This is a genomic window from Agrobacterium sp. A3-95, assembly GCF_053521785.1.
In genome coordinates this window covers 226914-251513 of sequence record NZ_JBNWDR010000005.1, presented here as the reverse complement: position 1 = coordinate 251513, position 24600 = coordinate 226914, and the positions used below count along the sequence as shown (strand labels likewise).

Here is a 24600-nt window from a genome sequence, read left to right as displayed (position 1 = left end):
GGTTGGGCGCTACCGTCGTGAGATGCGCCAATTTAGTTTGGCGCGCTCATAACCTTTTTTTTGCAAATGCGAAAGGGGGGCATTGTCATATGCCCCCTGCGCTCAGGTTCTAGCTCAAGAATATGACAGTCTTTTATACGAGGCCGCGCTTCAAAAGCATGGCATCAGGACTTGGCATCTTGCCGCGAAAAGCGAGATACGCCTCCTCCGGATCGATCGAGCCACCGACTGAATAGATATTCTCTTTCAGCTTGCGCGCCATTTCACCATCGAAGGCGTTGCCGGTCTCCTCGAAGGCAGAAAACGCGTCGGCGTCCAGCACCTCCGACCACATGTAGGAGTAATAACCGGCCGAATAACCATCACCGGAAAACACATGCTGGAAATGTGGCGTCGCATGCCGCATGACAATGGACTTGGGCATGTTCAGGGCGGAAAGCACCTCACCTTGCACGACCATGGGATCGCCGACGCTGTCACGGGTGTGGAACGCCATATCGACGATAGCCGAAGAAGTGAATTCCACCGTGCTGAAACCGGCATTGAAGGTCTGTGCTGCCAGAACCTTGTCCAGCAGCGCCTTTGGCATCGGTGCCCCGGTTTCATAATGCAGGGCATATTTCTCCAGAATTTCCGGCACGGTCAGCCAGTGTTCGTAAAGCTGTGACGGCAACTCGACGAAATCGCGCGACACACCCGTTCCGGAAACGGAAGGATAGGTGACATCAGATAACATGCCGTGCAGGGCGTGGCCGAATTCGTGAAACAGCGTGCGCGCGTCATCCAGCGAAAGCAGCGCAGGCTTCCCCTCTGCCGGCTTTGCAAAATTGCAGACATTGTAGATGATCGGTATTTCACCGACGGTGCCGTTCTTCAAAGGCAGCCTGTGCTGCGACTGGAACGAACTCATCCACGCGCCGGAACGCTTGGACGGGCGGGCGAAATAATCGCCGAGGAACATGGCCTTCAGGTCGCCCTTGTCGTCGCGGATTTCAAAAACCCGCACATCGGGATGATAGGCGGCGACACCCTTGATCTCGACGGCACGAATTGCAAACAGCCGGTTGGCCACATCGAAACACGCATCGATGATCTTTTCCAATTGCAGATACGGCTTCAATTCAGTCTCGGAGAAGCTGAATTTCTGTGCCCGCAGCTTTTCGGCGTAATGGCGCCAGTCCCAGGGCATCACCTCGTGGTTCTTGCCCTCCGCGGCGATGATGGCGGCAAGTTCAGCCTCCTCCTCACCTGCGCGCAGCACGGCCTTTTCCCAGACCTGGCCCAGAAGACCGTTCACGGCATCCGGGGTTTTTGCCATCGTGTCGTCCAGCTTGTAGGCAGCAAAATTCTTGTAGCCGAGAAGCTGTGCCTTTTCCTCACGCAGTTCCAGCGTACGGCGGACGGTCGCGCGGTTGTCTGTATCGCCACCATTTTCGCCGCGAGCCACCCAGGCCTTGAAGGCTTGCTCGCGCAAGTCGCGGCGTTCGGAGAAGGTCAGGAATGGCTCGATGATGGAGCGGGAAAGGGTAACGGCAAATTTGCCGTCTTCGCCATGTTCGCGCGCGGCACCCGCCATGGCATCACGCAGAAAACCGGGAATGCCGGAAAGCTCGTCATCGGTAGAAAGCAGAAGCTTCCAGCTCTTTTCATCCGCCAGAACATTCTGCCCGAATTTGGCGCCGAGACCGGCAAGCTCTTCATTGATGGCCGCCAGACGCTCCTGACGGTCCTTCTGCAACTTTGCGCCGGAGCGCACGAAACCCTTCCAGTGCCGTTCGAGAACGCGTTTTTCCTCGCCGGTCAGGGAAAGCGCATCGCGCGTTTCCCACAGCGTGTCGATGCGTCTGAACAGCGCCTCGTTCATGCCGATCTTGGAATAGTGCCGTGACATTTTCGGCGCGATTTCCCGCTCCAGTGCCTGAATGACGCTGTTGGTGTGGGCACCCGCCTTGTTCCAGAACAGCGCCGAAATGCGCGAGAGTTCGTCGCCTGCGATTTCAAGCGCGGTCACGGTGTTTGCGAAGGTCGGCGCCTGCGGATTGCCGGCAATCGCATCGATTTCCTGTTCATGGGACAAAAGGGCGGCTTCAAAGGCCGGAGCAAAATCCTCATCCTTGACCGCATCGAATTTCGGCAGACCGTTCTGACCGTTCCAGGTAACGAGTGCGGGATAGGGCGCGGTCGTGGATGGCATTTCATCTTCCTTGTACAATTCCGGTTTACGCCCATATGGGCATGCCTCCACCGCCAATTCAATATGCCAGAATTTGGTGTGGAAGACATGATCGTCAACACCGCCAAGTATTGACCGGCATGGCGATGGCATGTTTTGATTTCTCGCAATAATATCCCATGATGGAGATATGTATTATGGAGATTTATTCTTTAAGGTCTGCCAATAGTTTCCTTTTCAGGGACAATCCCAAAAACAGCAGACCCGTGGGAAGCCCCGATTTCGGCAAGGCAGCCCCATCCGACGCGGCCACCGGCTTTGAAGAAACGATAGACCGCATCGATTTCACCAGTGTCAGCCCCCGGCAATTGCGGGAAATCGCGCAGGCATATTACGATACCGGAAAAATCAGCCACGATACCTGGCTTGAGCTTTCGTCCGAACTTCCGGCACAGACGCTGAATGCCAATGGCGAGGTGATTGACATTGCCGACGTGACCGACGACACGGATTTCGACTTTGTGACGTATTTTTCTGACCGGATCGAGATTGCCCGTTCCATTGGCACGACGGATGAAGTGGAAAAAATGCAGGGTGTATTGTCTTTTTTTGCTTCGACGTGACGATGACAGGCAATGTTGTTGGACGTCCCGCAATCGAACTGACGAATACTTTACGCAATTTTCGATAATATGATTTATGCGCCATTGCTTATCGTCCGAAACTTAGTAAGGCTGACTTACCAAAAGGCGAAGCATGGGCACACGCGAAAAAGATTCATTGGCATTTTTGCTGAACAGCGGCGCACGCCTGCTGAACAGTGCATTTGAGCGCCGTATCTCGGAAGCCGGACTGGGCCTTACCCCCGGCGAAGCAAGAGCATTGCTGACAGTTGCGGTTATCGATGGCAGCAAACAGGCTGACATCGCCGCCCGTCTCGGCATCGAACCCATGACGATCTGCGCCTATCTCGACAAGTTGCAGTCACTCAATCTGATAGAACGCCAGCAGGACCCGCAGGACAGGCGTTCCAAACGTATCGTCCTGACGAAAACATCCGCCGACATGCTGGAAGCTGTCGGTCATGAAATCGACCAGCTCGTTCTTCAGGCCACACAGGGACTGAACGAAGAGGAAGTCGCGCTTTTCCGTAGCTTCCTGCAGACACTTCGCAACAATCTGCAACCGGAACAGCAGGGCCAGAACGGCTGATCGCAATGTCGAAAACGATCATGTCCAGAAAACGCACGGCTTTGCTCGGAGCATTGCTGACAGCGCTGGCGCCCATTTCCATGTCGATTTACACGCCGGCCATGCCGGAACTGACACGGGTTTTCGCAACCACCGAATCTGCCATAAAACTCAGCCTCTCGCTCTATTTTGCCGGTTTTGCCTTAGCCCAATTGCTTGCCGGGCCGGCATCCGACGCCTTCGGGCGGCGCAAGGCGAGCCTCGTCTTCCTGTCGATCTTTCTGGGCGGTGGTGTGCTCGCCCTCTTGGCCCCAACCATCGAAGTGCTGCTGTTCGCGCGCCTCGTTCAGGGCATCGGCGCTTCCGTTGGCATGACTGTTGCGCGCGCCGTGGTGCGCGATCAGTTCACCGGCCCGGAAGCCTCCAGCATCATGAACCTCATCGGCATCATGCTGGCGATCGGCCCTGCGATGGGGCCGACGATCGGTGGTCTGTCGCTTGCGGCTTTTGGCTGGCAATCGGTGTTTTTCCTCATGGCCGGTCTCGGAGCTATCGCCATCCTTTCGGTGGTGCTTTTTCTGCGTGAAACGACGGTGCCTGACAAAACCAGGATCCGACCCCGACACCTTCTGTCTGCCTATGGCACATTGCTAAAGCAGCCGCGTTTTCTTCTGGCCGCCCTCGTGCTCGGCGGCTCCATCGGCGCACTTTATGCGCAAGCCACCATGCTGACCTTCATCCTTATCAACGAAGTCGGCATGTCCCCCACGGCCTTCGGTGTCGGCATGCTGATGCAAACAGGCGCCTATTTCTTCGGTTCGATTGCGTTGCGTTACATTGCGCCAAGACTGGGCGACCGGCGTTCCGTCGTGCTTGGCCTTTGTTTTTCCGGCACGGGCGGTCTTCTCATCATGCTGTCGGTTTTCCTCGTGCCGCCATCCTTCCTCTCCATCATGGGACCCGTCGCGGTGGCGACGGTCGGGATCGCGCTGTTGACGCCTTCGATGGTCACGGCGGCCCTTGCCCCCTTCCCGCATATCGCCGGCTCGGCATCGGCCATGATGGGTTTCATCCAGATGGGATCTGGTTTTGCGGGTGGGGCAATGGCCTCGCTCATTGGTTCCCCGCTGACCAGCTTCGGCATCATCATTCCGGTTATGGAATTCGTGGCCGTTGCCAGCTACATCGGCTTTCGCGCCGTTTCCAGAAGAGAGACATGAAAAAACCCGCAGGCGTTGCCACCTGCGGGTTTTTCCAATTCATGCTTCAGCAGAATTACTTGCCGAGATTACGCTTCGCAAGGGTGCGAAGGCGCAGGGCATTAAGCTTGATGAAGCCAGCTGCGTCCTTCTGGTCATAAGCACCGTGGTCGTCCTCGAACGTCACCAGCGCGTCGGAATAGAGCGACTTCGCGCTCTCGCGGCCGGTCACCATGACGTTGCCCTTGTAGAGCTTCAGCGTCACTTCGCCTTCCACATGCTCCTGGCTCTTGTCGATCAGGGCCTGCAGCATCTCGCGCTCGGGCGAGAACCAGAAGCCGTAATAGATGAGTTCGGCGTAACGCGGCATCAGATCGTCCTTCAGATGCGCGGCACCCCGGTCGAGCGTGATGGATTCGATCGCACGATGCGCAGCCAGCAGGATGGTGCCGCCGGGCGTTTCGTAGACGCCACGCGACTTCATGCCGACGAAGCGGTTCTCGACCAGATCGAGACGGCCGATGCCGTTTTCGCGACCATAATTGTTGAGCGTCGCCAGAAGCGTGGCAGGCGACATTTCCACACCGTTGATGGAGCAGGCATCACCCTTGCGGAAACCGACCTTGATAACGGTTGCCTTGTCAGGCGCCGCTTCCGGGGAAATGGTGCGCATGTGCACATATTCCGGGGCTTCCTTAGCCGGGTCTTCCAGAACCTTGCCCTCGGACGAGGAGTGCAGCAGGTTGGCGTCGACGGAGAACGGCGCTTCGCCCTTCTTGTCCTTGGCCACGGGAATCTGGTTCTTTTCGGCAAATTCCAGAAGGTCGGTCCGGCTCTTGAAAGTCCAGTCGCGCCATGGGGCGATGATCTTGATATCCGGGTTCAGCGCATAGGCCGAAAGCTCGAAACGGACCTGGTCGTTGCCCTTGCCGGTGGCGCCATGCGCAATGGCATCGGCACCGGTCTTCTTGGCGATCTCGATCAGGTGCTTGGAAATCAGCGGACGGGCGATGGAGGTACCGAGCAGATAGACACCTTCATAAACGGCGTTGGCACGGAACATCGGAAAAACGAAATCACGCACGAACTCTTCGCGGACGTCCTCGACGAAGATTTCCTTGATGCCCAGCAACTCGGCCTTCTTGCGCGCCGGCTCAAGCTCTTCGCCCTGGCCGAGATCGGCGGTGAAGGTCACGACCTCAGCGCCGAGTTCCGTCTGAAGCCACTTCAGGATGATCGAGGTGTCGAGGCCGCCGGAATAGGCGAGAACGACTTTCTTAACGTCTTTCGGGAGTGCCATTATGATGTCCATCTGCATGATGACGGCATCGGGGTACCGCCATTTCCTTGGGATTTCGGCACTTTTACAGTGCAACCCGAAAACTGTGAAGCGATTTTCGGAAAAGATGCCCGACAAAACAACGAATAGGACGAAAGGGCAATAGGCATTTGCGAAAGGTCAGATCCCCGCAACAGCGCGTCATGACTGGAACGAACGAATTGTCACATGCATTATGCGATTTCGCGCTTTAACATGAAGCGGCGCGATCAACTTGAAGACCGTGAATGAAGCCACTCAGGGTTCAGGCAACGTTGCAAACGGCTGGAAACAGCACAAAACGACGCGAAAGGAAAACCTATGACGACCATCCACCCCGCATTCAAGGAAGATAATGTCGCCGTCATCACCGGCGCGGCCTCCGGTATCGGACTTGCCGCGGCCCGGAAATTCGCCGGTTCCGGCATGAGCGTCGTCCTCGTCGATCTCGACGGTGACAGGCTTGCCGCAGCGCATGCTGATATTCTGACCATCGCAAAGGATGGCGAAGCACAGATCGTCGCAATACCGACCGACGTGTCGAAACTCGATGAGCTGGAGGCGCTGGAACGCGCTGTCATCCAGCGTTTCGGGCGGGTTCATGTGTTGATGAACAATGCCGGCATCCAGCCGGGCAGCGCCATCTTCGGCGCTCAGGCCAACTGGGAAAAAGTCATCAACGTCAACCTGATGGGTGTCGTGAACGGCAGCCGGGTGTTTGGGCAGGGCATGGTCGCCCATGGCGAGGCCGCGCTCATCATCAATACCGGTTCGAAACAGGGCATCACCACCCCGCCGGGCGATCCGGCCTATAATGTCTCGAAGGCCGGCGTCAAAGCCTTCACGGAAGCGCTACAGCACGAGCTGCGCAATATTCCGAACAGCGCGGTTTCCGCCCATCTCCTGATCCCCGGTTTCGTCTTCACCGGCCTCACGGCAAATGGCAGGACGGAAAAACCAGCAGGAGCCTGGACCGGCGAGCAGACCGTTGATTTCATGATCGAGAGCATCGCCAGGGGCGATTTCTACATTCTCTGCCCGGATGGCGAAGTGGATCGCCCGACGGACGAGAAACGTATTCTTTGGGCAGCTCAAGACATCGTCCAAAATCGTCCGCCACTGTCGCGCTGGCACACCGAATATTCCGCCGCCTTCACCAGCTTCCTCAAAAACTGATCGCCCGACGCCGCCGCACTTTGAAAGTTGCGGCGGCTATCCACTTTTGATCATCCCCGGTTTTCGTATCAATGTCCCGGCGCGCAAAAACATTGGCAGAAACGCGAATTCGCGTTAAGCAACGGCAGTCTCCAGCTTTACGGGTGCCGCGATGGATTTCGTTCCGAGCCTGCCAACACTTGCCGCCTTCACCGTCGCCATCCTGCTTCTGGCGGTAACGCCCGGGCCTGACATGACGCTATGGATCAGCCGGTCAATACGCGAGGGCCGGGCAGCGGGTTTCATGACCCTAGTGGGCACCAATCTCGGTATTACCGTGCATACGATGCTGGTTGCCTTCGGCGTAGCGGCCCTCATCGTCGCATCGCCGACAGCCTTCCTCATCCTGAAGACCGGTGGGGCCGCCTATCTTGTCTGGCTCGCCATTCAGGCGATCCGCAAGGGCTCGGATTTCGTGATGGTCAAGACCACGGGCGAAAAACAGCAATCTTCACTGAAATCCGCCTTGCTGAACGGTATTTGGGTCAATCTGCTCAATCCAAAGGTCATCATCTTTTTCATGACCTTCCTGCCGCAATTCGTCAGCGCATCCGATCCGCATGTCACCGGCAAGCTTATTTTCCTTGGGCTCTGGTCAATCATCGTGGCGCTGCCGATCGGCATCGGCATCGTCGTTGCCGCCGATGTGCTGTCGGCCTGGCTCCAGCGCAACAAGAAGGTTCTGCGCGGGCTGGATTATACGATCGCCGGTGTATTTTCGCTTTTCGCCGTCAAGATTTTCCTCACCCAGACGCGATGACGCACAAATAAAAAAGGCGCCCGCAGGCGCCTTTCGGTTAACTCATCAGCCGATCAATAGCTCATCGTCATCAAGCGTCTGGCCGCGTATCTTGCGGAACATGTCGATAAGATCTTCGACCTGAAGACCCTTGCGGCTTTCGCCGGACACATCGAGCACGATCTCACCGGCGTGCAGCATGATCGTGCGGTCGCCATAGTCCAGCGCCTGACGCATGGAATGGGTAACCATCAGTGTCGTCAGCTTGCGCTCGGAAACCACCTTGCGGGTCAGCTCCATCACGAACTCCGCCATGCCGGGATCGAGTGCTGCCGTATGTTCGTCAAGCAGCAACACGTCCGAACCGGAAAGCGTTGCCATGACAAGCGAGACCGCCTGCCTTTGCCCGCCGGACAACAGATCCATGCGGTCCTTCAAACGATTTTCCAGACCGAGATTGAGCGAAGCGATACGCTCCCGGAAGAAATCCCGCCTGCCGCGCCCAAGCGCCGGCAACAAGCCGCGACGCTCTCCGCGAGACGCCGCAAGCGCAAGGTTCTCCTCAATTGTGAGCGCGCCACAGCTGCCAGCCAATGGGTCCTGAAACACGCGCGCCACCCGCCCAGCCCGGCTGGCGGTTGTTTTGCGTGTGACATCGGCGCCACCAACCATCACCTTTCCGGCCGTCGGCAGGACATCGCCCGCGAGAACGCCGAGAAGCGTGGATTTGCCGGCACCGTTGGAGCCGATCACGGTAACGAAGGAACCATCCTCGATGGTAAGATCGATCTTGGCCAGCGCCTGCTTTTGCAGCGGTGTGCCACGCCCGAAGATGACCTGAATGTCGGAAAGGGAAATCACGATGTTGCTCCCCCGCGGCGCAGTCGAGGCAGGATCAATGCAATGGCTACCAGTACCGCCGTAACGAAATTGAGATCGGAGGCCTTGAGACCCAGCACATCGCTCGACAAAGCGAGCTGGATGGCAAGGCGGTAGGCGATGGAGCCGAAAACACAGCCGATGAGCGCAATCAGAATGCCCCGCGAGCCGAACAGCGTTTCGCCGATGATGACGGCCGCAAGCCCGACGACGATGGTGCCGACACCGGCAGTCACATCGGCAAAGCCATTGGTCTGCGCAAAAAGCGCGCCGCCGAGCGCGACCAGTGCATTCGAAAGCGCCATGCCAAGATAGATCTGGTTGCCGGTCTTCACCCCTTGGGCGCGCGCCATCCGCGCATTCGCGCCCGTCGCCCGCATGGCAAGGCCCGCGTCGCTCTCAAGGAAACGCCAGACGAGAATGACAGCGAGCAATACCAGAACGCCGATAAAGAGTGGCCGCACGAGATATTCGGAAAGACCGAGACCGTAGAACGGCGAGATCATCGTATCCTGATTGAGCAGCGCCACATTCGGTTTTCCCATCACCCGAAGGTTCACCGAAAACAGCGCGATCATCGTCAGGATTGACGCAAGCAGGTTGAGTATCTTGAACCGAACGTTGAGCGTGGCCGTAACGATGCCAGCACCGGCGCCGGCAACCATCGCAATCGCCGTCGCGACCCAAGCATTGAGGCCGGCGATGATCATCACGGCCGCAACGGCTGCGCCGAGCGGAAAGGAACCGTCAACGGTCAGATCAGGAAAATCAAGTACCCGGAAAGCGAGATAGACGCCGATCGCCACGAAGGCGAAGACCAGTCCCAGTTCCACGGCACCCCAGAAAGCGATTTGGCTCACGGTAATGTCCTTGTTATTGCCGCCGCGTCGGCGGATACGGGCACCGTTGCGTGCCGCGCAAAGCGGGCGGCGAGTGACCGCCGCCCGAAGTCCGGTTTAGTCGATGACCTTGGTGGCGCGCTTCGTCACGCTTTCGGGGAAGGTGACGCCAGCTTTTTCAGCAGCCTTCTTGTTGATCACCAGATCGGTGCCGACGGCAACGGTTGCCGGAATGTCGCCGGGCTTCTCACCCTTGAGAATGCGAACAACGACAGCGCCGGTCTGCTTGCCAACGTCGAAATAGTTGAAGCCGAGAGCCGCAACCGCACCGCGCGCAACGGAATCCGTATCGGCGGCATAAAGCGGAATTTTCGCCTCACTCGCAACGCCAGCTGCCGCCTCGAAAGCGGAAACGATGGTATTGTCGGTCGGCACGTAGATCACGTCGGCCTTACCGACCAGTGCGCGCGTCGCGCCCTGCACTTCGGCGGATTTAGTGGCGACAGATTCAACGACCTTCAGGCCGGCCTTTTCAGCCTCAGCCTTCAGCGCTGCAAGCGTCGAGACGGAGTTGGCTTCGGCGGAGTTGTAGATAAAGCCGATGGACTTGGCGTTGGGCGAAATTTCCTTGATCAGCGCCAGATGCTCAGCAACCGGCAGCATGTCGGAAAGTCCGGTCACGTTGCGGCCGGGCTTTTGCATGTCCTTAACGAGCTGTGCGCCAACCGGATCGGAAACAGCCGTGAAGACAACCGGAATGTCGCGCGTCGCTGCAACGACAGCCTGGGCGGACGGTGTGGAGATCGGTACGATGACATTGGGGGCTTCGCCCACGAACTGACGCGCAATCTGCGCTGCGGTGCCTGGATTACCCTGCGCGGACTCGTAGAGGAACTTGAGGTTCTCGCCTTCCTTGTAACCGGCTTCGGCAAGCGCTGCCTTGACGCCGTCACGTGCGGCGTCAAGCGCCGGATGTTCGACAATGGCGGTGACGGCAACGGTGACGTTTTCAGCCTTGGCCGGCAGAACGAGGGCGCTCGCGGCCGCGAGCGCCAGAATGAATGCACGCATAGGTATCCTCCAGTTGGTTTCTTATTGCCGTCTTATTAGAAACAAGACCGCCCGAAATCAATCAAAGAACCGTAACGAACCAAGCTTTCTGCCGCGATTGGCGTCGATTCAGTCGTCCGCACCGTGGTTGGCAATCATCATCGCCTCGAAAGCCAGCCTTTCGGTTTTGCGCATGCGCTCGGATTCCGATTTCAGCTGGCCGCAGGCAGCGAGAATATCGCGGCCGCGCGGCGTACGGATCGGCGAAGCGTAACCCGCCTGATTGATGAAATCCGCGAACTTCTCGATCTGCGCCCATTCGGAGCACTGGTAATTCGTGCCTGGCCACGGATTGAACGGAATGAGATTGATCTTGGCTGGAACGCCCCTCAGAAGCTGCACCAGCATCTTGGCGTCTTCCAGACTGTCGTTCACATCCTTCAGCATCACATATTCGAAGGTAATGCGGCGGGCGTTGGAGACACCCGGATAATTGCGGCAAGCCTCGATCAGCTCCTTCAGCGGGTATTTCTTGTTGATCGGCACCAGCATGTCGCGCAGATCGTCGCGCACCGCATGCAGTGAAATCGCCAGCATGACGCCGATCTCATCGCCCGTGCGGAAGATTTCCGGCACGACGCCCGAGGTGGACAGGGTCACGCGACGCTTGGAGAGCGACAGGCCGTCACCATCGGTGGCGATCAGAAGTGCGGTCTTCACATGTTCGAAATTGTAGAGCGGTTCGCCCATGCCCATCATCACGATGTTGGAGACCTTGCGGCCTTCACTCGGCACATAGGCGCCGACCGGCGTCGAACCGTCAGGAAAATCACCGAGCCGGTCGCGGGCGAGCAGAAGCTGGGAGAGAATTTCCTCGGCCGTCAGGTTCCGCACCAGACGCTGCGTGCCCGTGTGACAGAAGGAACACGTCAGCGAACAGCCCACCTGGCTCGAAATGCAAAGCGTGCCGCGTCCTTCTTCGGGAATATAGACCGTCTCGATCTCGACAGGGCGTCCCGCACCGCGCGGCGGAAAACGCATCAGCCATTTGCGGGTGCCGTCGTTGGAAATCTGCTCCTCGACGATTTCCGGGCGGGCAATGGTGAAGGCTGCTTTCAGCTTTTCCCTGAGTTCCTTGGCAACATTGGTCATGTTGTCGAAATCCGAGACGCCGCGCACATACAGCCAGTTCCACAACTGGCTGACACGCATCTTCACCTGCTTCTGCGGCACGCCGATCTCGGCCAGCGCCTCGCCCATTTCCTCACGCGTCATGCCGATCAGCGACGGCTTGCCGGACATGAGATCGCTATTGGCGATCAGGGGAGTTTTAACTGCCAGACCGGCAGGGGCATGCAATACGGACATCACGCTATCCCATCATCCAATGCATCGCACGACCGGCCTTTAGGAAAGGCGGAAAATCGTCTGCATGTCGAGAAAATCAAAGGCGGAGCACTTTTCGCGCATCCGCCTGTCAATGTTGCCGCGCCTTTAGCATCAAACAAGCAAAAACGCAAATGGCCGGTCGATGACCGGCCAATCACAAAGTTGACGAAGCGTCAGGATTACTTGCAGCTTTCGATCTGCTTAAAAGCAGCCGAAATGCCCGAAAGCGAATAGGAATAGGAAGTCGCGGTGCCGCGGCCGGAGACCGCCTTCACCGTCATCGACTTGCCGCCCTTCATCGCGGCAACGAGAGCGGGTTCTTCGGCAGCATTTTCAACCCAGGCAGCCTTGTCCTTGGTAAACATCACGAAGTTCTTGTTGTCGATCGTGACATTGACCTTGGAGCCCTGCTTCAGCGGGTAACCCACCATGGCCTGCGGCTCGTAGGAAATATTCTGGCCCGGACGCTGCGACACGATGAAGAAGATATCGCCGTGATCGACGCTCGCCGGTTCCTTGGAAGTTGGGATGGAAAGAACGTAGCAGACGGTGCTGTTGCCCGATTTGTACGAATAGGCGCCCCATGCATTGAACTGCTGGATGCGCGTGGGCGACTGTGCAGATGCTACGCCGACGCTGGTCAGCAAAATGGCCACTGCGGTTGCTACACTTCTTACAAACATAGAATTTCCTGCCGGGTTATTGTCTTCCATTGGCCCGAAGCAGCGGCGGGCTCCATGTTTATGGATCGGCCACGTTCAGGTGCGGATCGTCTTTTCTCATTGTGGTCAGGAAGCGGTTACCAAACCGTCAACAACACGTATAAAATGCCGAAAACGTCTTGAAGTGTTACAGATCGGCTACGCCCGCACCCTGAGAAGAAAGGCGTGGCACGCCCTCCCCGTCATGTCTATGACACACAAATTCAGGCAACAATTTGTCACCTGCCCGGCTCGGAGGAGCCTCGTCATCACAGACGTGTTATTCGGCCTCCTGCTGCCGTTTCAGCATGGCATCCGCCGCATCGTAATGCTCCATCTTGATGTGGGCGCGGATCATCGCAAGCGCGGCCGTAATGACCGCGATGTCGTCGGTAAATCCAACGACCGCCAGCATGTCCGGTATGGCATCAAACGGCATGATGAAGTAGGCAAGCGCGGCCAGAATGATGCCCTTGGCACGCAGCGGAGTATCCCGGTCGATCGCGCAATAATAGGCTGCTGCCGCATCGCGCGCGAAGGGCACCTTGGTCATCACACGCTTAAGCTTCGGCCAGAATTTGGCGCGCACGACGCTTTCGCGTTCGCCCTCGCTGCCCGTTTCCCCGGGCAAAAGAATTTCACCGATTTTCACATCATCCATGATCGACGGTCCTCCGGTCGCGGTTATTATATGGGAGTTAAAGCCCGCCGTTCAATTCCCACGGCCCGTTGCCGCCTTCTGCATGGCCTCTGCGAGCAGGAAATCCCGCTCGGTCACGCCTTGCGAATCGTGGGTGGTGAGGCAGACCCTGACGCGCGAATAGACGTTGGACCATTCTGGATGATGATTGAGCTTTTCTGCCACGAGTGCGGACTCGGCCATGAAACCGAAAGCCTCCGCAAAACTCGCAAACTTGAACGACCGGACGATTGCCGCCCCGTCCTCGCGCAAGGACCAGCCTTCGAGTTTTAAAAGCGCCTGCCGGACGGCTTCCGGTTCAAGTCTGGGATATTTCATGCATCTTGCCTCCGCTTGACATGCGATCCGCTCTTTCGGAGAAACATTAACGCCTCAACGACCGGATCGACGCATATTCCATGAAACATACAGCCGTTCTTTTTGTCTGCATGGGCAATATCTGCCGCTCACCGCTTGCCGAAGGCATTTTGACAAACCTTGCCGAAACCGAAGGCGTATCTCGCCAACTCACTGTCGATTCCGCCGGCACCGGCGGTTGGCACACCGGTACCGCCCCGGATCGCAGATCCATCGCAATCGCCCGCAAGCATGGCATCGATATTTCCCTGCAGCGTGCACGGCAGGTCAGCCAGGCCGATTTCGAGACCTTCGATCTCATCCTTGCCATGGACGGAGGAAATCTCGCGAAACTGCTCCGAAAGGCGCCCGAAAACCGGAAGCACAAAATCCACCTGTTCCTGGACTACGCTTCGGGACGCCACGAAAACGTGCCCGATCCCTACTTCGGTGGCGACGACGGATTTCTGGTCGTCTACAACATGCTTTTTGCGGGATGCAGCTCGTTGCTCGAGAAGATGGCGCTGGACCGCGCTTCGTGAAGCGGGAACACCTCTTCCACGATGTAAGGTCCGCCACCCACCGATTCCTTGGACGACATCAGCACGAAACGACCGACCGTGAAGGCGGATGTGCGGAAATTGCCGCGCCCGGAAAGATACTGCACCACATCGTCCAGCCGTGAAGAGCGCAACCGCGCCAGCGTCACATGCGGCATGAACTTGCGCGGATCCGGCGGCAGGCCGATCCTCTGACAGATTCTTTCGACCTCCGCCTGAAGCGCATTCATTTCCGGCGAGGGGGAAACCCCCGCCCAGATCGAATGCGGTTTCTTGGAGCCGAAGGAACCCATCCCGTTGAGACTGAGCTGGAATTCCGGCCTGTCGATCCGGTCCAGCCTGTCAACGACCTCATCGGCGGTTCTCCCGTCGATATCGCCGATAAAACGCAGGGTTATGTGATAATTCTCCACATCGATCCACCGGGCTCCCGGCAGACCACCGCGCAACAATGACAGGCTCATAGCCGCATTGCGCGGAATTTCGAGGGCGATAAACAGTCTCGGCATGGCGAGCTCCCCGAATCTCTTGGCAGAACAAGCATAGCGAATCATGCAATGCAGGCGGGCGCAAGTGCTTATTTTTTTTGCGCACCGATTGTCTTGATGAAGCTTTCAACAGCCGGCAAAGATTTCTCCACCATCATCGCCACACCCTGCGTATTGGGATGCATCTTGTCCTTCAGCTTCAACTTATCATCCGTCACCACGCCATCCAAAAAAAACGGATAAAGCGGCAGGTTGTATTTTTCTGCAAGCTTCGGATAGATCGGGTTGAAGCGCTTGGCGTAATCGTCACCCATGTTCGGCGGTGCCATAATGCCGACCAGCAGCACCGCTATGTTGCGTTTCTGAAAGCCGGAAATGATGGCGTCGAGGTTCTTTTCCGTCTGTTCCGGCGCAATACCGCGCAACGCATCATTGGCGCCGAGTTCCAGAATGACCCCGTCCGTGCCATCGGGAACCGACCATTCCGCCCGAGCCAGACCGCCTGAGGACGTATCGCCGGACACACCGGCATTGGTGACGGTAACATTGATGCCCTTGGCCTTTAATGCAGCTTCAAGCTGTGCCGTATAGCCATCGGTGGGGGGTAACTGGTAACCCGCCATGAGACTGTCGCCCAGGCCAACCAGTTGCAATGTCCGCTCCTGCGCCATGGCCGCCGAGGCGGAAAAGGCGGCGGCGAAAATGACGATGAAGTGAAACAGGGCAGCTTTAAATCTCATCACGGCTTTCCTAACTTGGTTTACATTGTCTGAAATACCGTCCGCATCGACACCGCCAGACTGTTTTCATCATATATAGGAACGAGAATTGTGACGAAAAGCATCATAGAGCTTAAGAAGGCCGACCTCACGCTCGGCAACGCCGCCGCCTCCGTTCACGTTCTCAAGAGCATCGATCTTGCCATTGGCGAAAGCGAGGCGGTGGGCATCGTCGGCCCTTCCGGTTCGGGAAAATCGACCCTTCTGATGGTACTTGCCGGTCTCGAAAGGCTGGATAGCGGCGAGATCGTCATAGCGGGCACGGAATTGCATAAGCTCGGCGAGGATGCTCTCGCGGATTTCCGCGGCAAGAATATCGGCATCGTTTTCCAGTCTTTCCACCTCATCGCCAATATGACGGCGCTGGAAAACGTAGCCGTTCCGCTGGAACTGGCCAACGTGCCGAACCCCTTCGAGATCGCCAAACGGGAACTCGTCGCTGTCGGTCTCGGCGAACGCCTCAACCATTATCCCGGCCAGCTCTCCGGTGGCGAACAGCAGCGTGTTGCGATCGCCCGCGCGCTTGCACCCTCCCCCGCCGTGTTGATCGCAGACGAACCGACCGGCAATCTGGATGCGGATACGGGCCAGCAGATCGCCGATCTTCTTTTCTCAAAACAGGCCGAACGCGGCATGACGATGATCCTTGTCACCCATGATCCGTCACTGGCCGCCCGTTGCTCAAGACAGATCAAGGTGCGCTCCGGCGAGATAGAGGGTGACAGCGCCGCTGCCCATATGGCCAGGGCGGTATCGGCATGATCGGCTCCATTCTCCCGTCTGTTGCCAACATCAAAAACGCATTGAGGCTCGCGCGGCGCGAAATTCGCGGCGGTTTGCGTGGCTTCTATATTTTCCTCGCCTGCATCGCGCTCGGAACCGGCGCCATTGCCGCTGTCAACTCCGTGTCACGCGCCGTCACCAGCGCGATTGCGACGGAAGGCCAATCGATACTGGCTGGCGATGTGCGCTTCGAGCTGCGCAACAGGGAGGCAACCGCAGAGGAACGGGCCTACCTCGATGGCCTCGGCAAAATTGCGGTTTCCACAGGGCTGCGCTCCATGGCCCGCCTTGCCGATGGTTCCGAACAGACGCTGACGGAAGTGAAGGCCGTAGACGGCGCCTATCCGCTCTACGGCACGTTCGTGGCAGATCCAAACCGGCCTCTGAGCGAGCTTCTGGCTGCGAACGGCGATACCTATGGCGCCGTGGCCGCGCCGCTTCTCCTGGAGCGGCTGGGCATCAAGGTCGGCGACGACATCCTTCTCGGTAATGTGAAGCTGAAACTGACCGGCACGGTTGTCGACGAGCCGGATGCCCTGTCCGACGGCTTCGGTTTTGCCCCAAGGCTGATGGTCAGCCGCGATGCGCTTTTCGCCTCAGGTCTCGTTCAGAACGGAAGTCTGGTCGAACACGCTTACAAGATCATGCTGAACGATCCTGCAGCGCGGGCAACGATGACCGATGCAGCCAACAAGACGTTTCCCGATGCCGGCTGGTCCATCCGCACGAGTGACCGGGCAGCGCCATCCCTTACCGAAAACGTCAACCGCTTCTCGCAATTCCTGACGCTGGTGGGCCTGACCGCCCTCATCGTTGGTGGTGTCGGCGTTGCGAACGCCGTTCGCGCGTTCCTGGATTCCAAGCGCACCACGATCGCCTCGCTGAAATGCCTCGGCGCGCCGGCTTCCGTGGTCACCATGACCTATCTCTTCCAGATCGTGTTCATTGCCGCCGTTGGCATCATCATCGGCCTCGCTGTGGGCGCCATCGCCCCGCTGATCGCCATGCGGTTTCTGGAGGGTGTGCTTCCGGTGCCGAAAGAGCTTGCCTTTTATCCAGCAGCACTTGGTCTTGCCGCCCTGTTCGGCATCTTGACGACACTTGCCTTCGCCATCGTGCCACTCGGCCAGGCGCGCGAAGTTCCCGCGACCGCCCTTTTTCGAGAGCAGGGGTTCGAGGAGGGCAGCTGGCCGTCCTGGCCTTATCTCGCAGTGACGGGCTTGTTGTTGGCTGCGCTGGCCATACTTGCCATCTTTTCGGCAGAAGAACGTTTCATCGCCTCGGTTTTCCTCGCCGCCATCGCCTTCGCGTTTGTGGTGCTGCGACTGGTGGCGTCAGGCGTCAAGGCCATCGCCAAACGCAGCCCGCGCGTTCATTCCGCCGCCCTTCGCCTGGCGATCGGCAATATTCACCGGCCGGGTGCGCTCACCCCCTCCGTCGTTCTCTCCCTCGGCCTCGGGCTGACGTTGCTGGTGACCCTGACGCTTATCGACGGCAATCTGCGCCGCGAACTGACCGACAGCCTGCCGGAACGAGCGCCGAATTTCTTCTTCGTGGATATTCAGGGCACCGAGTTGCAGGGCTTCCGCGATCTTCTCAGGCAAGAAGCGCCTCAGGGCACGCTGACCGAGGTGCCGATGCTGCGCGGCCGCATTCTGGCTCTTAATGGCGAGGACGTGACGAAGATAGATGTGCCGCCATCCGGCCGCTGGCTGCTGCGCGGTGATCGGGGCATAACCTATTCGCAGGATGCTCCCGAAAACGCCAAGCTGACCGAAGGAACATGGTGGGGACCGGATTATAGCGGCGAGCCGCTGGTCTCTTTTGCGGCGAAAGAGGCGCAGGAACTGGGCCTCAAGATCGGCGACACCGTTACCGTCAACGTGCTCGGCCGCAGCATCACGGCAAAGATCGCCAATCTGCGCAATGTCGAATGGGAATCGCTGTCGATCAATTTCGTCATGGTGTTTTCACCCAATACCTTCCGTGGCGCACCACATGCCTGGCTTGCCACACTCGCCGACCCCTCCGCATCCGCAAGCGAGGAGGGCCAGATATTGCGCGCCGTTACCAACGCCTACCCGACGATAACAAGCGTACGCGTGAAGGACGCGCTCGATGTGGTCAACCGGCTGGTCGGCCAGCTTGCAACCTCAATTCGCGCCGCAGCGGCCGTTGCGCTCATAGCCTCCGTCCTCGTCCTCGCCGGCGCTCTTGCCGCCGGAAACCGTGCCCGTACCCATGATGCGGTCATCCTGAAAACACTGGGCGGTACACGCAGCCTGCTGATCCGCGCCTTCTCCTATGAATATATGATGCTCGGTCTCGCCACCGCCGTTTTTGCGCTTTTTGCCGGCGGCGTCTCCGCCTGGTTCGTCATTTCCCGCATCATGAAGCTGCCCTCCAGCTTCCTGCCGGATGTGGCGATCGGCACGGTCGTCGTCGCCCTCGTCATGACGGTAGGCATCGGCCTCATGGGCACATGGCGAATCCTCGGGCAGAAGGCCGCTCCGGTTTTGCGGCAGGCGGGTGAATAATCTTCGGTTGTGCGCTGCTTAACTTTAACGATTAATTCTTTGTAATGATCGCTGAAACGTGAGCGCTTTTCGCGCATATGGTGTCTTTTCGACTGCGAAAGGCCTTGTATCGGACACGTTCTGCCATCATATTCTTGGGCAGGCTTGCTGAAGCTCCGCAGCGGCGCCCGGGAGGTATCCCGACACCGTAGCAATTACGGAGCTCAAAAGAGGAAACAATGGCTGACTTCAATAACTACCAGAACCGCATGGCCCAGACCCGTGCACAGACTGGTGCGATGATCGACGAAGGTCTTCGCGCCTACATGCTTAAGGTTTACAACCTTATGGCACTGGCTCTGGTCATCACCGGTGTTGCTGCGTTCGCTACCTTCACGCTCGCGACCACCAATCCGGCTTTCGCCCAGTTGCTCTATGCATCGCCGCTGCGCTGGGTTGTGATGCTCGCACCGCTCGGACTGGTGTTCTTTCTTAGCTTCCGTATCCAGAACATGAGCGTTTCTGCCGCCCAGATGACCTTCTGGGTCTATGCGGCGCTGATGGGCGTGTCCCTGTCTTCGATCTTCCTGGTCTATACCGGCCAGAGCGTCGTACAGACGTTCTTCGTGACCGCTGCCTCGTTCGGCGCGCTCTCGCTTTACGGTTACACGACGAAGAAAGACCTTTCGGGCATGGGTTCGTTCCTGATCATGGGTCTGTTCGGCCTGATCATCGCGTCCATCGTCAACATCTTCCTCGCCTCTTCCGCGCTGCAGTTCGCGATCTCCGCGATTGGCGTGCTGATCTTCGCTGGCCTCACCGCCTATGACACGCAGAAGATCAAGGAAATGTATTTCGATGGCGACGAAGTTGCCGTGGCTGGCCGCAAGGCGATCATGGGTGCGCTGACGCTCTATCTCGACTTCATCAACCTGTTCATGTTCCTCCTGCAGTTCATGGGCAACCGTGACAAGTAAGGGCAGGAACCCAACTGGCAAACATGCAAAAGGCGGCCATTCGGCCGCCTTTTTATTTACAAGAAATTCAAAACCTGACCGTTTCCCAACCCGCTGTGGCATCAAGCGGCGGAATGGGTAACCCGTATTCCCATCTCACTCGATAAGCTTCAGGACCTTGTCGAAAACCTTGAGAACCTGCGGCAGTTCGTGGCCACGTTTGAGAATGCGGCCATCCGTATTCACCACGCAATAGGCGCCCTGTTTCGCCGCCAGCTTGGGGTTCTTCTCGATCCTGTAGAGCGGCATTTCACCCGAGCGTTTAAAGACTGAAAATACCGCCTTTTCCCTCAAGTGGTCGATGGCATAGTCACGCCACTCGCCCTCTCCCACCATGCGGCCATAGATGCGCAGGATCGCATCCAGCTCACGCCGATGGAATGTAATTGGCAGAGGGTCTTTGTCTTTTTTGTACTCGCGGAGATCGACAACGGTGGAACTGTCGCGTGAAGCGGTTTGAACCTGCTGCACATCCGGTTGATCGGTCATCCAATACCTCCGATTCCACCCAAGTCGTCCGATTAATGTGAGCCGGAGAAGACAAAATTGCAAGTCTCGAACAGCCATTGAACATGAGATCGCAACTTTGGAGGAGGGTTTTACGGTCTTAGGACGACAGCGAAACCCGGCGTCTGCGACGCAGAAAGACACCCGCCAATGCCCATAAGGACGCTGCCTTAGAAAAAAGCAGGGGTAAAAAAGGTAACCATTTAGGCAGCCATTTTAGCATGGCCTGCCGTATTTCGGTCAAACCATGGCCCGAATTGAATGGAATAGTCCTATTGTCAATTGATGCCTAGGCACCAAGATGACCCGATCCGGTGCATTGACCCTTTACCCCCAGCCCCCAATGCCCGGATCGGATCTTCCATCGCCAGACAGGCGATCAGGGTGTTTCATTCCCCAGTAAAATACTTGCACCGACGATTGCCGCCGGATCGCCGCTGGCATTTGCCGTTTGCAACAGCACGGCGCAGCCACCCTTTTTCACCTTTGCCACCACGCTTGCCGGAAGCTTCACCGTCATCGGTGAACCATCCCACATGCCGACGGTCTGCACGTCATAGACGCTGTGCCAGTAGGACATTTTCTTCCCTTGGTTTTCGCCTTTCTGCACGTCTACCGTCTGCTCGCGCGTGAAATAGGCGACCACGACATCGGCCTTGCCGCTACCGGCGCCAATATCGATCTCCACCTCGTCACCGGCAAATTTGGACGCAACCGGCACGTTCAGCCCCTGACCCTCGCGCTTGAAAGCATCCAGCCTGTCGTAAATCCCGCGGACATCCGCACCCTTGACGTGGTCGCGACCGTTCAGGATGGCTTGAGGCGTATAGACACCGTTGCGGCCGAGAGCGCGCATGTAGCCATATTGCCGCTCTGTATTTTCCTTCGATGCCAGGGAATCTGTCCAGCCAAGATAATTCCAGTAGTCGACATGGTAGGAGAGGCCGACCACATCACCCTTCTGGATCATCTTGCGCAACGCTTCGTCCGCCGGCGGGCAGGACGCGCATCCCTGCGATGTAAACAACTCGACAACGCCCTTCACAGCCTCCTGCGCATGCGCGGATGTGACGAGGAACGTGCCGAGAAGACATATCGACAGGGGCAATTTCAGCGGCATTACAAGAACCTTTGTCCGGAGCAGATATCCAGACGAATTGATGCGATCAACCCAACCGGATGCAAACCGGAAAATAGCGTCTATTCCACTTCAATAGAAAGTCACGAAGGGGTGAGTGGCAATCACAAAAAAAGAGATGATGAAACGCAAAGACGCCGGGAAAAATCCCGGCGTCCTTTGTTGGTCTGAGCTTTGTCAGGCAACCAGATCGCGAAGAACCGTCTGCAGAATGCCGCCATTGTTCATGTAGATCACTTCATCCAACGTATCGATGCGGCATAGAAGTGGAACTTCCTTCACCGAACCGTCGCTGTAGGTGATCTTGGCGATCTTCTTTTCACGCGGCTTGATTTCACCTTCGAGACCATCGATCTCGACGACTTCATCACCCTTGAGATCAAGGCTCGCCCAGGTCGTGCCTTCCTCGAAGACGAAGGGAACGACGCCCATGCCGACGAGATTGGAGCGGTGGATACGCTCGAAGGACTGTGCGATGACCGCCTTGACGCCGAGCAGGTTGGTGCCTTTCGCCGCCCAGTCGCGGGAAGACCCGTTGCCATATTCGACACCGGCGAAGATGACGAGCGGAACGCCCTCCGCCTTGTACTTCATGGCAGCGTCGTAGATCGACATCTCTTCCTTCGACGGATAGTGGATGGTGTAGCCACCTTCCTTGCCGTTCGGGCCGAGCATGTGGTTGCGGATGCGGATATTGGCGAAGGTGCCGCGCATCATGACTTCATGGTTGCCGCGACGCGTACCGTACTGGTTGAAGTCGGCAACGCCCACGCCGTGCTCCGTCAGATAGGCGCCGGCGGGCGAAGCAGCCTTGATCGAACCGGCCGGGGAAATGTGGTCGGTTGTGATCTTGTCGCCGAAGAGACCGAGAACGCGGGCGCCCTTGATGTTCGTAAGGCCCGTACCGGTCTTACCCATGCCCACGAAGTAAGGCGGGTTCTGAACATAGGTCGACTTGTCGTCCCAGGCATAGGTCTGGCCCGGGGGAACCTGAACGGCCTGCCAGTTCGCGTCACCCTTGAAGACATCAGCGTACTTCGATTCGTAAAGTTCGCGAGTGACGTATTTCAGGATGAATTCCTGGATTTCCTGCGAGGTCGGCCAGATATCCTTGAGATAGACCGGATTGCCGTTCTGGTCGTCGCCGATCGGCTCCTTCGTCAGGTCCTTCTGGACCGTACCGGCAAGCGCGTAGGCCACGACGAGGGGCGGCGAGGCGAGATAGTTCGCCTGAACATCGGGCGAGATACGGCCTTCGAAGTTGCGGTTGCCGGAGAGGACGCCGGCCGTGATCAGGCCCTTGTCATTGATCGTCTTGGAGATCGGTGCGGGCAGCGGGCCGGAGTTGCCGATGCAGGTGGTGCAGCCGAAACCGACGAGGTTGAAGCCAATCGCATCGAGATCCTTCTGCAGACCCGACTTGTCGAGATATTCGGCAACGACCTGCGACCCCGGCGCCAGCGAGGTCTTCACCCACGGCTGGGACTTCAGACCCTTGGCAACCGCATTGCGGGCGAGAAGGCCGGCAGCGATGAGAACGGAAGGGTTGGACGTGTTGGTGCAGGAGGTGATGGCAGCAATCGCCACATCGCCATGGCCGAGATCGAACTCCTCGCCCTCAACCGCATAGCGGCTATGGAGTTGGCCGGGCTTCTTGTAGTCGTTCTCGAGAGCCGTCGCGAAATTCGGTGCAATGGTTTCGAGCGGCAGACGGCCTTCCGGACGCTTCGGACCGGCCATGGATGGCACGACGTCGCCGAGGTCGAGTTCAAGGGTGTCGGTGAAGACGAGGTCGGAACCGTCGCCGGTCCGCCACATGTCCTGTGCCTTCGAATAGGATTCGACAAGCGCGATACGGTCCTTGGTGCGACCGGACATGGTCAGATAGTTGATGGTCTCGCCATCAACCGGGAAGAAGCCGCAGGTAGCGCCATATTCCGGACCCATATTTCCGATGGTGGCACGGTCGGCCAGCGTCATCGAATCGAGGCCGGGGCCGAAGAATTCGACGAATTTGGAAACCACGCCCTTCTTGCGCAGCATCTGCACGACGGTCAGCACGAGGTCGGTCGCAGTCACGCCTTCCTTCACCTTGCCGGTCAGCTTGAAGCCGATGACCTCAGGCAGGAGCATGGAGACAGGCTGGCCGAGCATCGCTGCTTCAGCCTCGATACCGCCAACGCCCCAGCCGAGAACGCCAAGACCGTTGATCATGGTGGTGTGGCTGTCGGTGCCGACGCAGGTATCCGGGTAAGCGATCGTTTCGCCGTCCTCTTCCTTGGTCCAGACGGTCTGGCCGAGATATTCGAGGTTGACCTGGTGACAGATGCCAGTACCGGGCGGAACCACGCGGAAGTTCTTGAATGCCTGCTGGCCCCACTTCAGGAAGCGGTACCGCTCGCCATTGCGCTCATATTCAAGCTCGACGTTTCGGGCAAACGCCGTCGGCGTGCCAAATTCGTCAACGATAACAGAGTGGTCGATCACGAGGTCGACGGGAACGAGCGGATTGATCTTTTCCGGGTCGCCACCGAGCGACACCATGGCATCGCGCATGGCGGCGAGATCGACCACAGCCGGAACGCCGGTGAAGTCCTGCATGAGAACGCGGGCGGGACGATAAGCGATTTCGTTTTCGGTCAGGCCCTTATTGTTCAGCCACTCAGCAACGGCCAGAATATGCTCCTTGGTAACGGACTGGCCGTCCTCGAAACGAAGCAGGTTTTCCAGAAGAACTTTCATGGAATAGGGGAGCTTGGAAACGCCCTTCAGGCCGTTTGCCTCAGCCTTGGGAAGGCTGAAATAGACGTAGTCCTTACCATCAACGGTAAGGACGGAACGACAATGAAAACTGTCGAGTGATTTGGGCATGGATAAAAAACCCCGCTTACTCTGATAGCCAACACGTGCGTGCGGACACCTATGCACTCATGCACATCAGGATGCGGGTACGACCATTTCCGCTGTCCGCACGTGAAAATTGCTCCTCGCAATCGTCAAGTCCGGCGCAAGATGATGTTCACGCCGGCCGCTGGCGTGGTTGACACCCATATAGATAATTTCTCAGAAACGTGCCAGACCATT

General features: G+C 57.9%; 23 protein-coding genes. 9 read left to right on the top strand and 14 right to left on the bottom strand.

Annotated features, from left to right (window positions below; all coding sequences use genetic code 11):
* Nucleotides 1-133: 133 nt before the first annotated feature.
* Nucleotides 134-2194, bottom strand: coding sequence for a M3 family metallopeptidase (locus tag ACQZ5Y_RS15720; protein ID WP_112290083.1), 2061 nt, complete (start codon nucleotides 2192-2194; stop codon nucleotides 134-136).
* Between the two features lie 176 nt (nucleotides 2195-2370).
* Here ACQZ5Y_RS15720 and ACQZ5Y_RS15715 point away from each other — a divergent pair, with 176 nt between their 5' ends.
* The 3 genes from ACQZ5Y_RS15715 (at nucleotide 2371) to ACQZ5Y_RS15705 (ending at nucleotide 4584) form a co-directional block, all read left to right on the top strand.
* Entirely contained in the window at nucleotides 2371-2796 is a 426-nt protein-coding gene (locus tag ACQZ5Y_RS15715) for a hypothetical protein (RefSeq protein WP_112290085.1), read from the top strand.
* Nucleotides 2797-2929: 133 nt separating this feature from the next.
* Nucleotides 2930-3385: a MarR family winged helix-turn-helix transcriptional regulator gene (locus ACQZ5Y_RS15710; RefSeq protein ID WP_003516681.1), complete on the top strand. Its 456-nt coding sequence runs from the start codon at nucleotides 2930-2932 to the stop codon at nucleotides 3383-3385.
* Between the two features lie 20 nt (nucleotides 3386-3405).
* Nucleotides 3406-4584: a multidrug effflux MFS transporter gene (locus ACQZ5Y_RS15705; protein ID WP_111782627.1), complete on the top strand. Its 1179-nt coding sequence runs from the start codon at nucleotides 3406-3408 to the stop codon at nucleotides 4582-4584.
* Between the two features lie 55 nt (nucleotides 4585-4639).
* Here the strand turns inward: ACQZ5Y_RS15705 and ACQZ5Y_RS15700 are convergent, their stop codons facing one another.
* Nucleotides 4640-5863 (bottom strand): argininosuccinate synthase, encoded by a 1224-nt coding sequence (locus ACQZ5Y_RS15700; RefSeq protein ID WP_003516677.1) that lies wholly within the window; start codon nucleotides 5861-5863, stop codon nucleotides 4640-4642.
* A 339-nt stretch (nucleotides 5864-6202) separates the two neighbouring features.
* Here ACQZ5Y_RS15700 and ACQZ5Y_RS15695 point away from each other — a divergent pair, with 339 nt between their 5' ends.
* Together ACQZ5Y_RS15695 and ACQZ5Y_RS15690 are read left to right on the top strand one after the other, a co-directional pair.
* Nucleotides 6203-7057: an SDR family NAD(P)-dependent oxidoreductase gene (locus ACQZ5Y_RS15695; protein WP_174050114.1), complete on the top strand. Its 855-nt coding sequence runs from the start codon at nucleotides 6203-6205 to the stop codon at nucleotides 7055-7057.
* A 151-nt stretch (nucleotides 7058-7208) separates the two neighbouring features.
* A complete protein-coding gene (locus tag ACQZ5Y_RS15690) occupies nucleotides 7209-7856 on the top strand; it encodes a LysE family translocator (protein ID WP_003516674.1) in 648 nt (215 codons plus the stop codon).
* A gap of 45 nt (nucleotides 7857-7901) precedes the next feature.
* Here ACQZ5Y_RS15690 and ACQZ5Y_RS15685 read toward each other — a convergent pair whose 3' ends face one another.
* From ACQZ5Y_RS15685 to ACQZ5Y_RS15655, 7 genes are all read right to left on the bottom strand, one after another.
* Nucleotides 7902-8696 carry an ABC transporter ATP-binding protein gene (locus ACQZ5Y_RS15685; RefSeq protein WP_019566037.1) on the bottom strand — a complete coding sequence of 265 codons (795 nt, stop codon included), beginning with the start codon at nucleotides 8694-8696 and terminating at the stop codon, nucleotides 7902-7904.
* Complete coding sequence (locus ACQZ5Y_RS15680; RefSeq protein ID WP_003516669.1) at nucleotides 8693-9574, bottom strand: ABC transporter permease; 882 nt, start codon at nucleotides 9572-9574, stop codon at nucleotides 8693-8695. The genes ACQZ5Y_RS15685 and ACQZ5Y_RS15680 overlap by 4 nt, the downstream gene beginning before the upstream one ends.
* A gap of 96 nt (nucleotides 9575-9670) precedes the next feature.
* Entirely contained in the window at nucleotides 9671-10624 is a 954-nt protein-coding gene (locus ACQZ5Y_RS15675; protein WP_003516666.1) for an ABC transporter substrate-binding protein, read from the bottom strand.
* Between the two features lie 108 nt (nucleotides 10625-10732).
* Complete coding sequence (gene rlmN / locus ACQZ5Y_RS15670; RefSeq protein ID WP_075807724.1) at nucleotides 10733-11905, bottom strand: 23S rRNA (adenine(2503)-C(2))-methyltransferase RlmN; 1173 nt, start codon at nucleotides 11903-11905, stop codon at nucleotides 10733-10735.
* 266 nt (nucleotides 11906-12171) lie between these two features.
* The gene (locus ACQZ5Y_RS15665; RefSeq protein WP_003516662.1) at nucleotides 12172-12675 is read right to left on the bottom strand and encodes an invasion associated locus B family protein; all 504 of its coding nucleotides are present in this window, start codon (nucleotides 12673-12675) and stop codon (nucleotides 12172-12174) included.
* A gap of 298 nt (nucleotides 12676-12973) precedes the next feature.
* Complete coding sequence (locus tag ACQZ5Y_RS15660; protein ID WP_174050116.1) at nucleotides 12974-13354, bottom strand: YkvA family protein; 381 nt, start codon at nucleotides 13352-13354, stop codon at nucleotides 12974-12976.
* 51 nt (nucleotides 13355-13405) lie between these two features.
* Nucleotides 13406-13711 carry a 4a-hydroxytetrahydrobiopterin dehydratase gene (locus ACQZ5Y_RS15655; protein ID WP_025594571.1) on the bottom strand — a complete coding sequence of 102 codons (306 nt, stop codon included), beginning with the start codon at nucleotides 13709-13711 and terminating at the stop codon, nucleotides 13406-13408.
* An 80-nt stretch (nucleotides 13712-13791) separates the two neighbouring features.
* Between ACQZ5Y_RS15655 and ACQZ5Y_RS15650 the strand changes: the two genes are divergently transcribed.
* On the top strand, nucleotides 13792-14271 hold the full coding sequence (locus tag ACQZ5Y_RS15650; protein WP_035252380.1) for a low molecular weight protein-tyrosine-phosphatase: 480 nt from the start codon (nucleotides 13792-13794) through the stop codon (nucleotides 14269-14271).
* Here ACQZ5Y_RS15650 and thpR read toward each other — a convergent pair.
* Both thpR and ACQZ5Y_RS15640 read right to left on the bottom strand, forming a co-directional pair.
* Nucleotides 14205-14798 (bottom strand): RNA 2',3'-cyclic phosphodiesterase, encoded by a 594-nt coding sequence (gene thpR, locus ACQZ5Y_RS15645; RefSeq protein ID WP_003516655.1) that lies wholly within the window; start codon nucleotides 14796-14798, stop codon nucleotides 14205-14207. The genes ACQZ5Y_RS15650 and thpR overlap by 67 nt on opposite strands.
* Nucleotides 14799-14866: 68 nt before the next feature.
* Nucleotides 14867-15517: an arylesterase gene (locus ACQZ5Y_RS15640; protein WP_174059889.1), complete on the bottom strand. Its 651-nt coding sequence runs from the start codon at nucleotides 15515-15517 to the stop codon at nucleotides 14867-14869.
* A 90-nt stretch (nucleotides 15518-15607) separates the two neighbouring features.
* Between ACQZ5Y_RS15640 and ACQZ5Y_RS15635 the strand changes: the two genes are divergently transcribed.
* The 3 genes from ACQZ5Y_RS15635 to ACQZ5Y_RS15625 all read left to right on the top strand — a co-directional run bounded on the left by ACQZ5Y_RS15635 (nucleotide 15608) and on the right by ACQZ5Y_RS15625 (nucleotide 19832).
* Complete coding sequence (locus ACQZ5Y_RS15635) at nucleotides 15608-16318, top strand: ABC transporter ATP-binding protein (RefSeq protein ID WP_038492408.1); 711 nt, start codon at nucleotides 15608-15610, stop codon at nucleotides 16316-16318.
* A complete protein-coding gene (locus tag ACQZ5Y_RS15630) occupies nucleotides 16315-18876 on the top strand; it encodes an ABC transporter permease (RefSeq protein ID WP_174050122.1) in 2562 nt (853 codons plus the stop codon). Before ACQZ5Y_RS15635 ends, ACQZ5Y_RS15630 begins: the two co-directional genes overlap by 4 nt.
* A gap of 218 nt (nucleotides 18877-19094) precedes the next feature.
* The gene (locus tag ACQZ5Y_RS15625) at nucleotides 19095-19832 is read left to right on the top strand and encodes a Bax inhibitor-1/YccA family protein (protein WP_013636912.1); all 738 of its coding nucleotides are present in this window, start codon (nucleotides 19095-19097) and stop codon (nucleotides 19830-19832) included.
* A 135-nt stretch (nucleotides 19833-19967) separates the two neighbouring features.
* On the opposite strand, the gene ACQZ5Y_RS15620 is transcribed toward ACQZ5Y_RS15625, so the two are convergent.
* The 3 genes from ACQZ5Y_RS15620 to acnA all read right to left on the bottom strand — a co-directional run bounded on the left by ACQZ5Y_RS15620 (nucleotide 19968) and on the right by acnA (nucleotide 24387).
* Nucleotides 19968-20360, bottom strand: a complete 393-nt coding sequence (locus tag ACQZ5Y_RS15620; protein ID WP_003516645.1) for a DUF2794 domain-containing protein — start codon at nucleotides 20358-20360, stop codon at nucleotides 19968-19970.
* Nucleotides 20361-20757: 397 nt separating this feature from the next.
* Nucleotides 20758-21498 (bottom strand): DUF1223 domain-containing protein, encoded by a 741-nt coding sequence (locus ACQZ5Y_RS15615; protein ID WP_003516643.1) that lies wholly within the window; start codon nucleotides 21496-21498, stop codon nucleotides 20758-20760.
* 195 nt (nucleotides 21499-21693) lie between these two features.
* Nucleotides 21694-24387, bottom strand: a complete 2694-nt coding sequence (gene acnA / locus ACQZ5Y_RS15610; protein ID WP_174059890.1) for an aconitate hydratase AcnA — start codon at nucleotides 24385-24387, stop codon at nucleotides 21694-21696.
* Nucleotides 24388-24600: the final 213 nt, after the last annotated feature.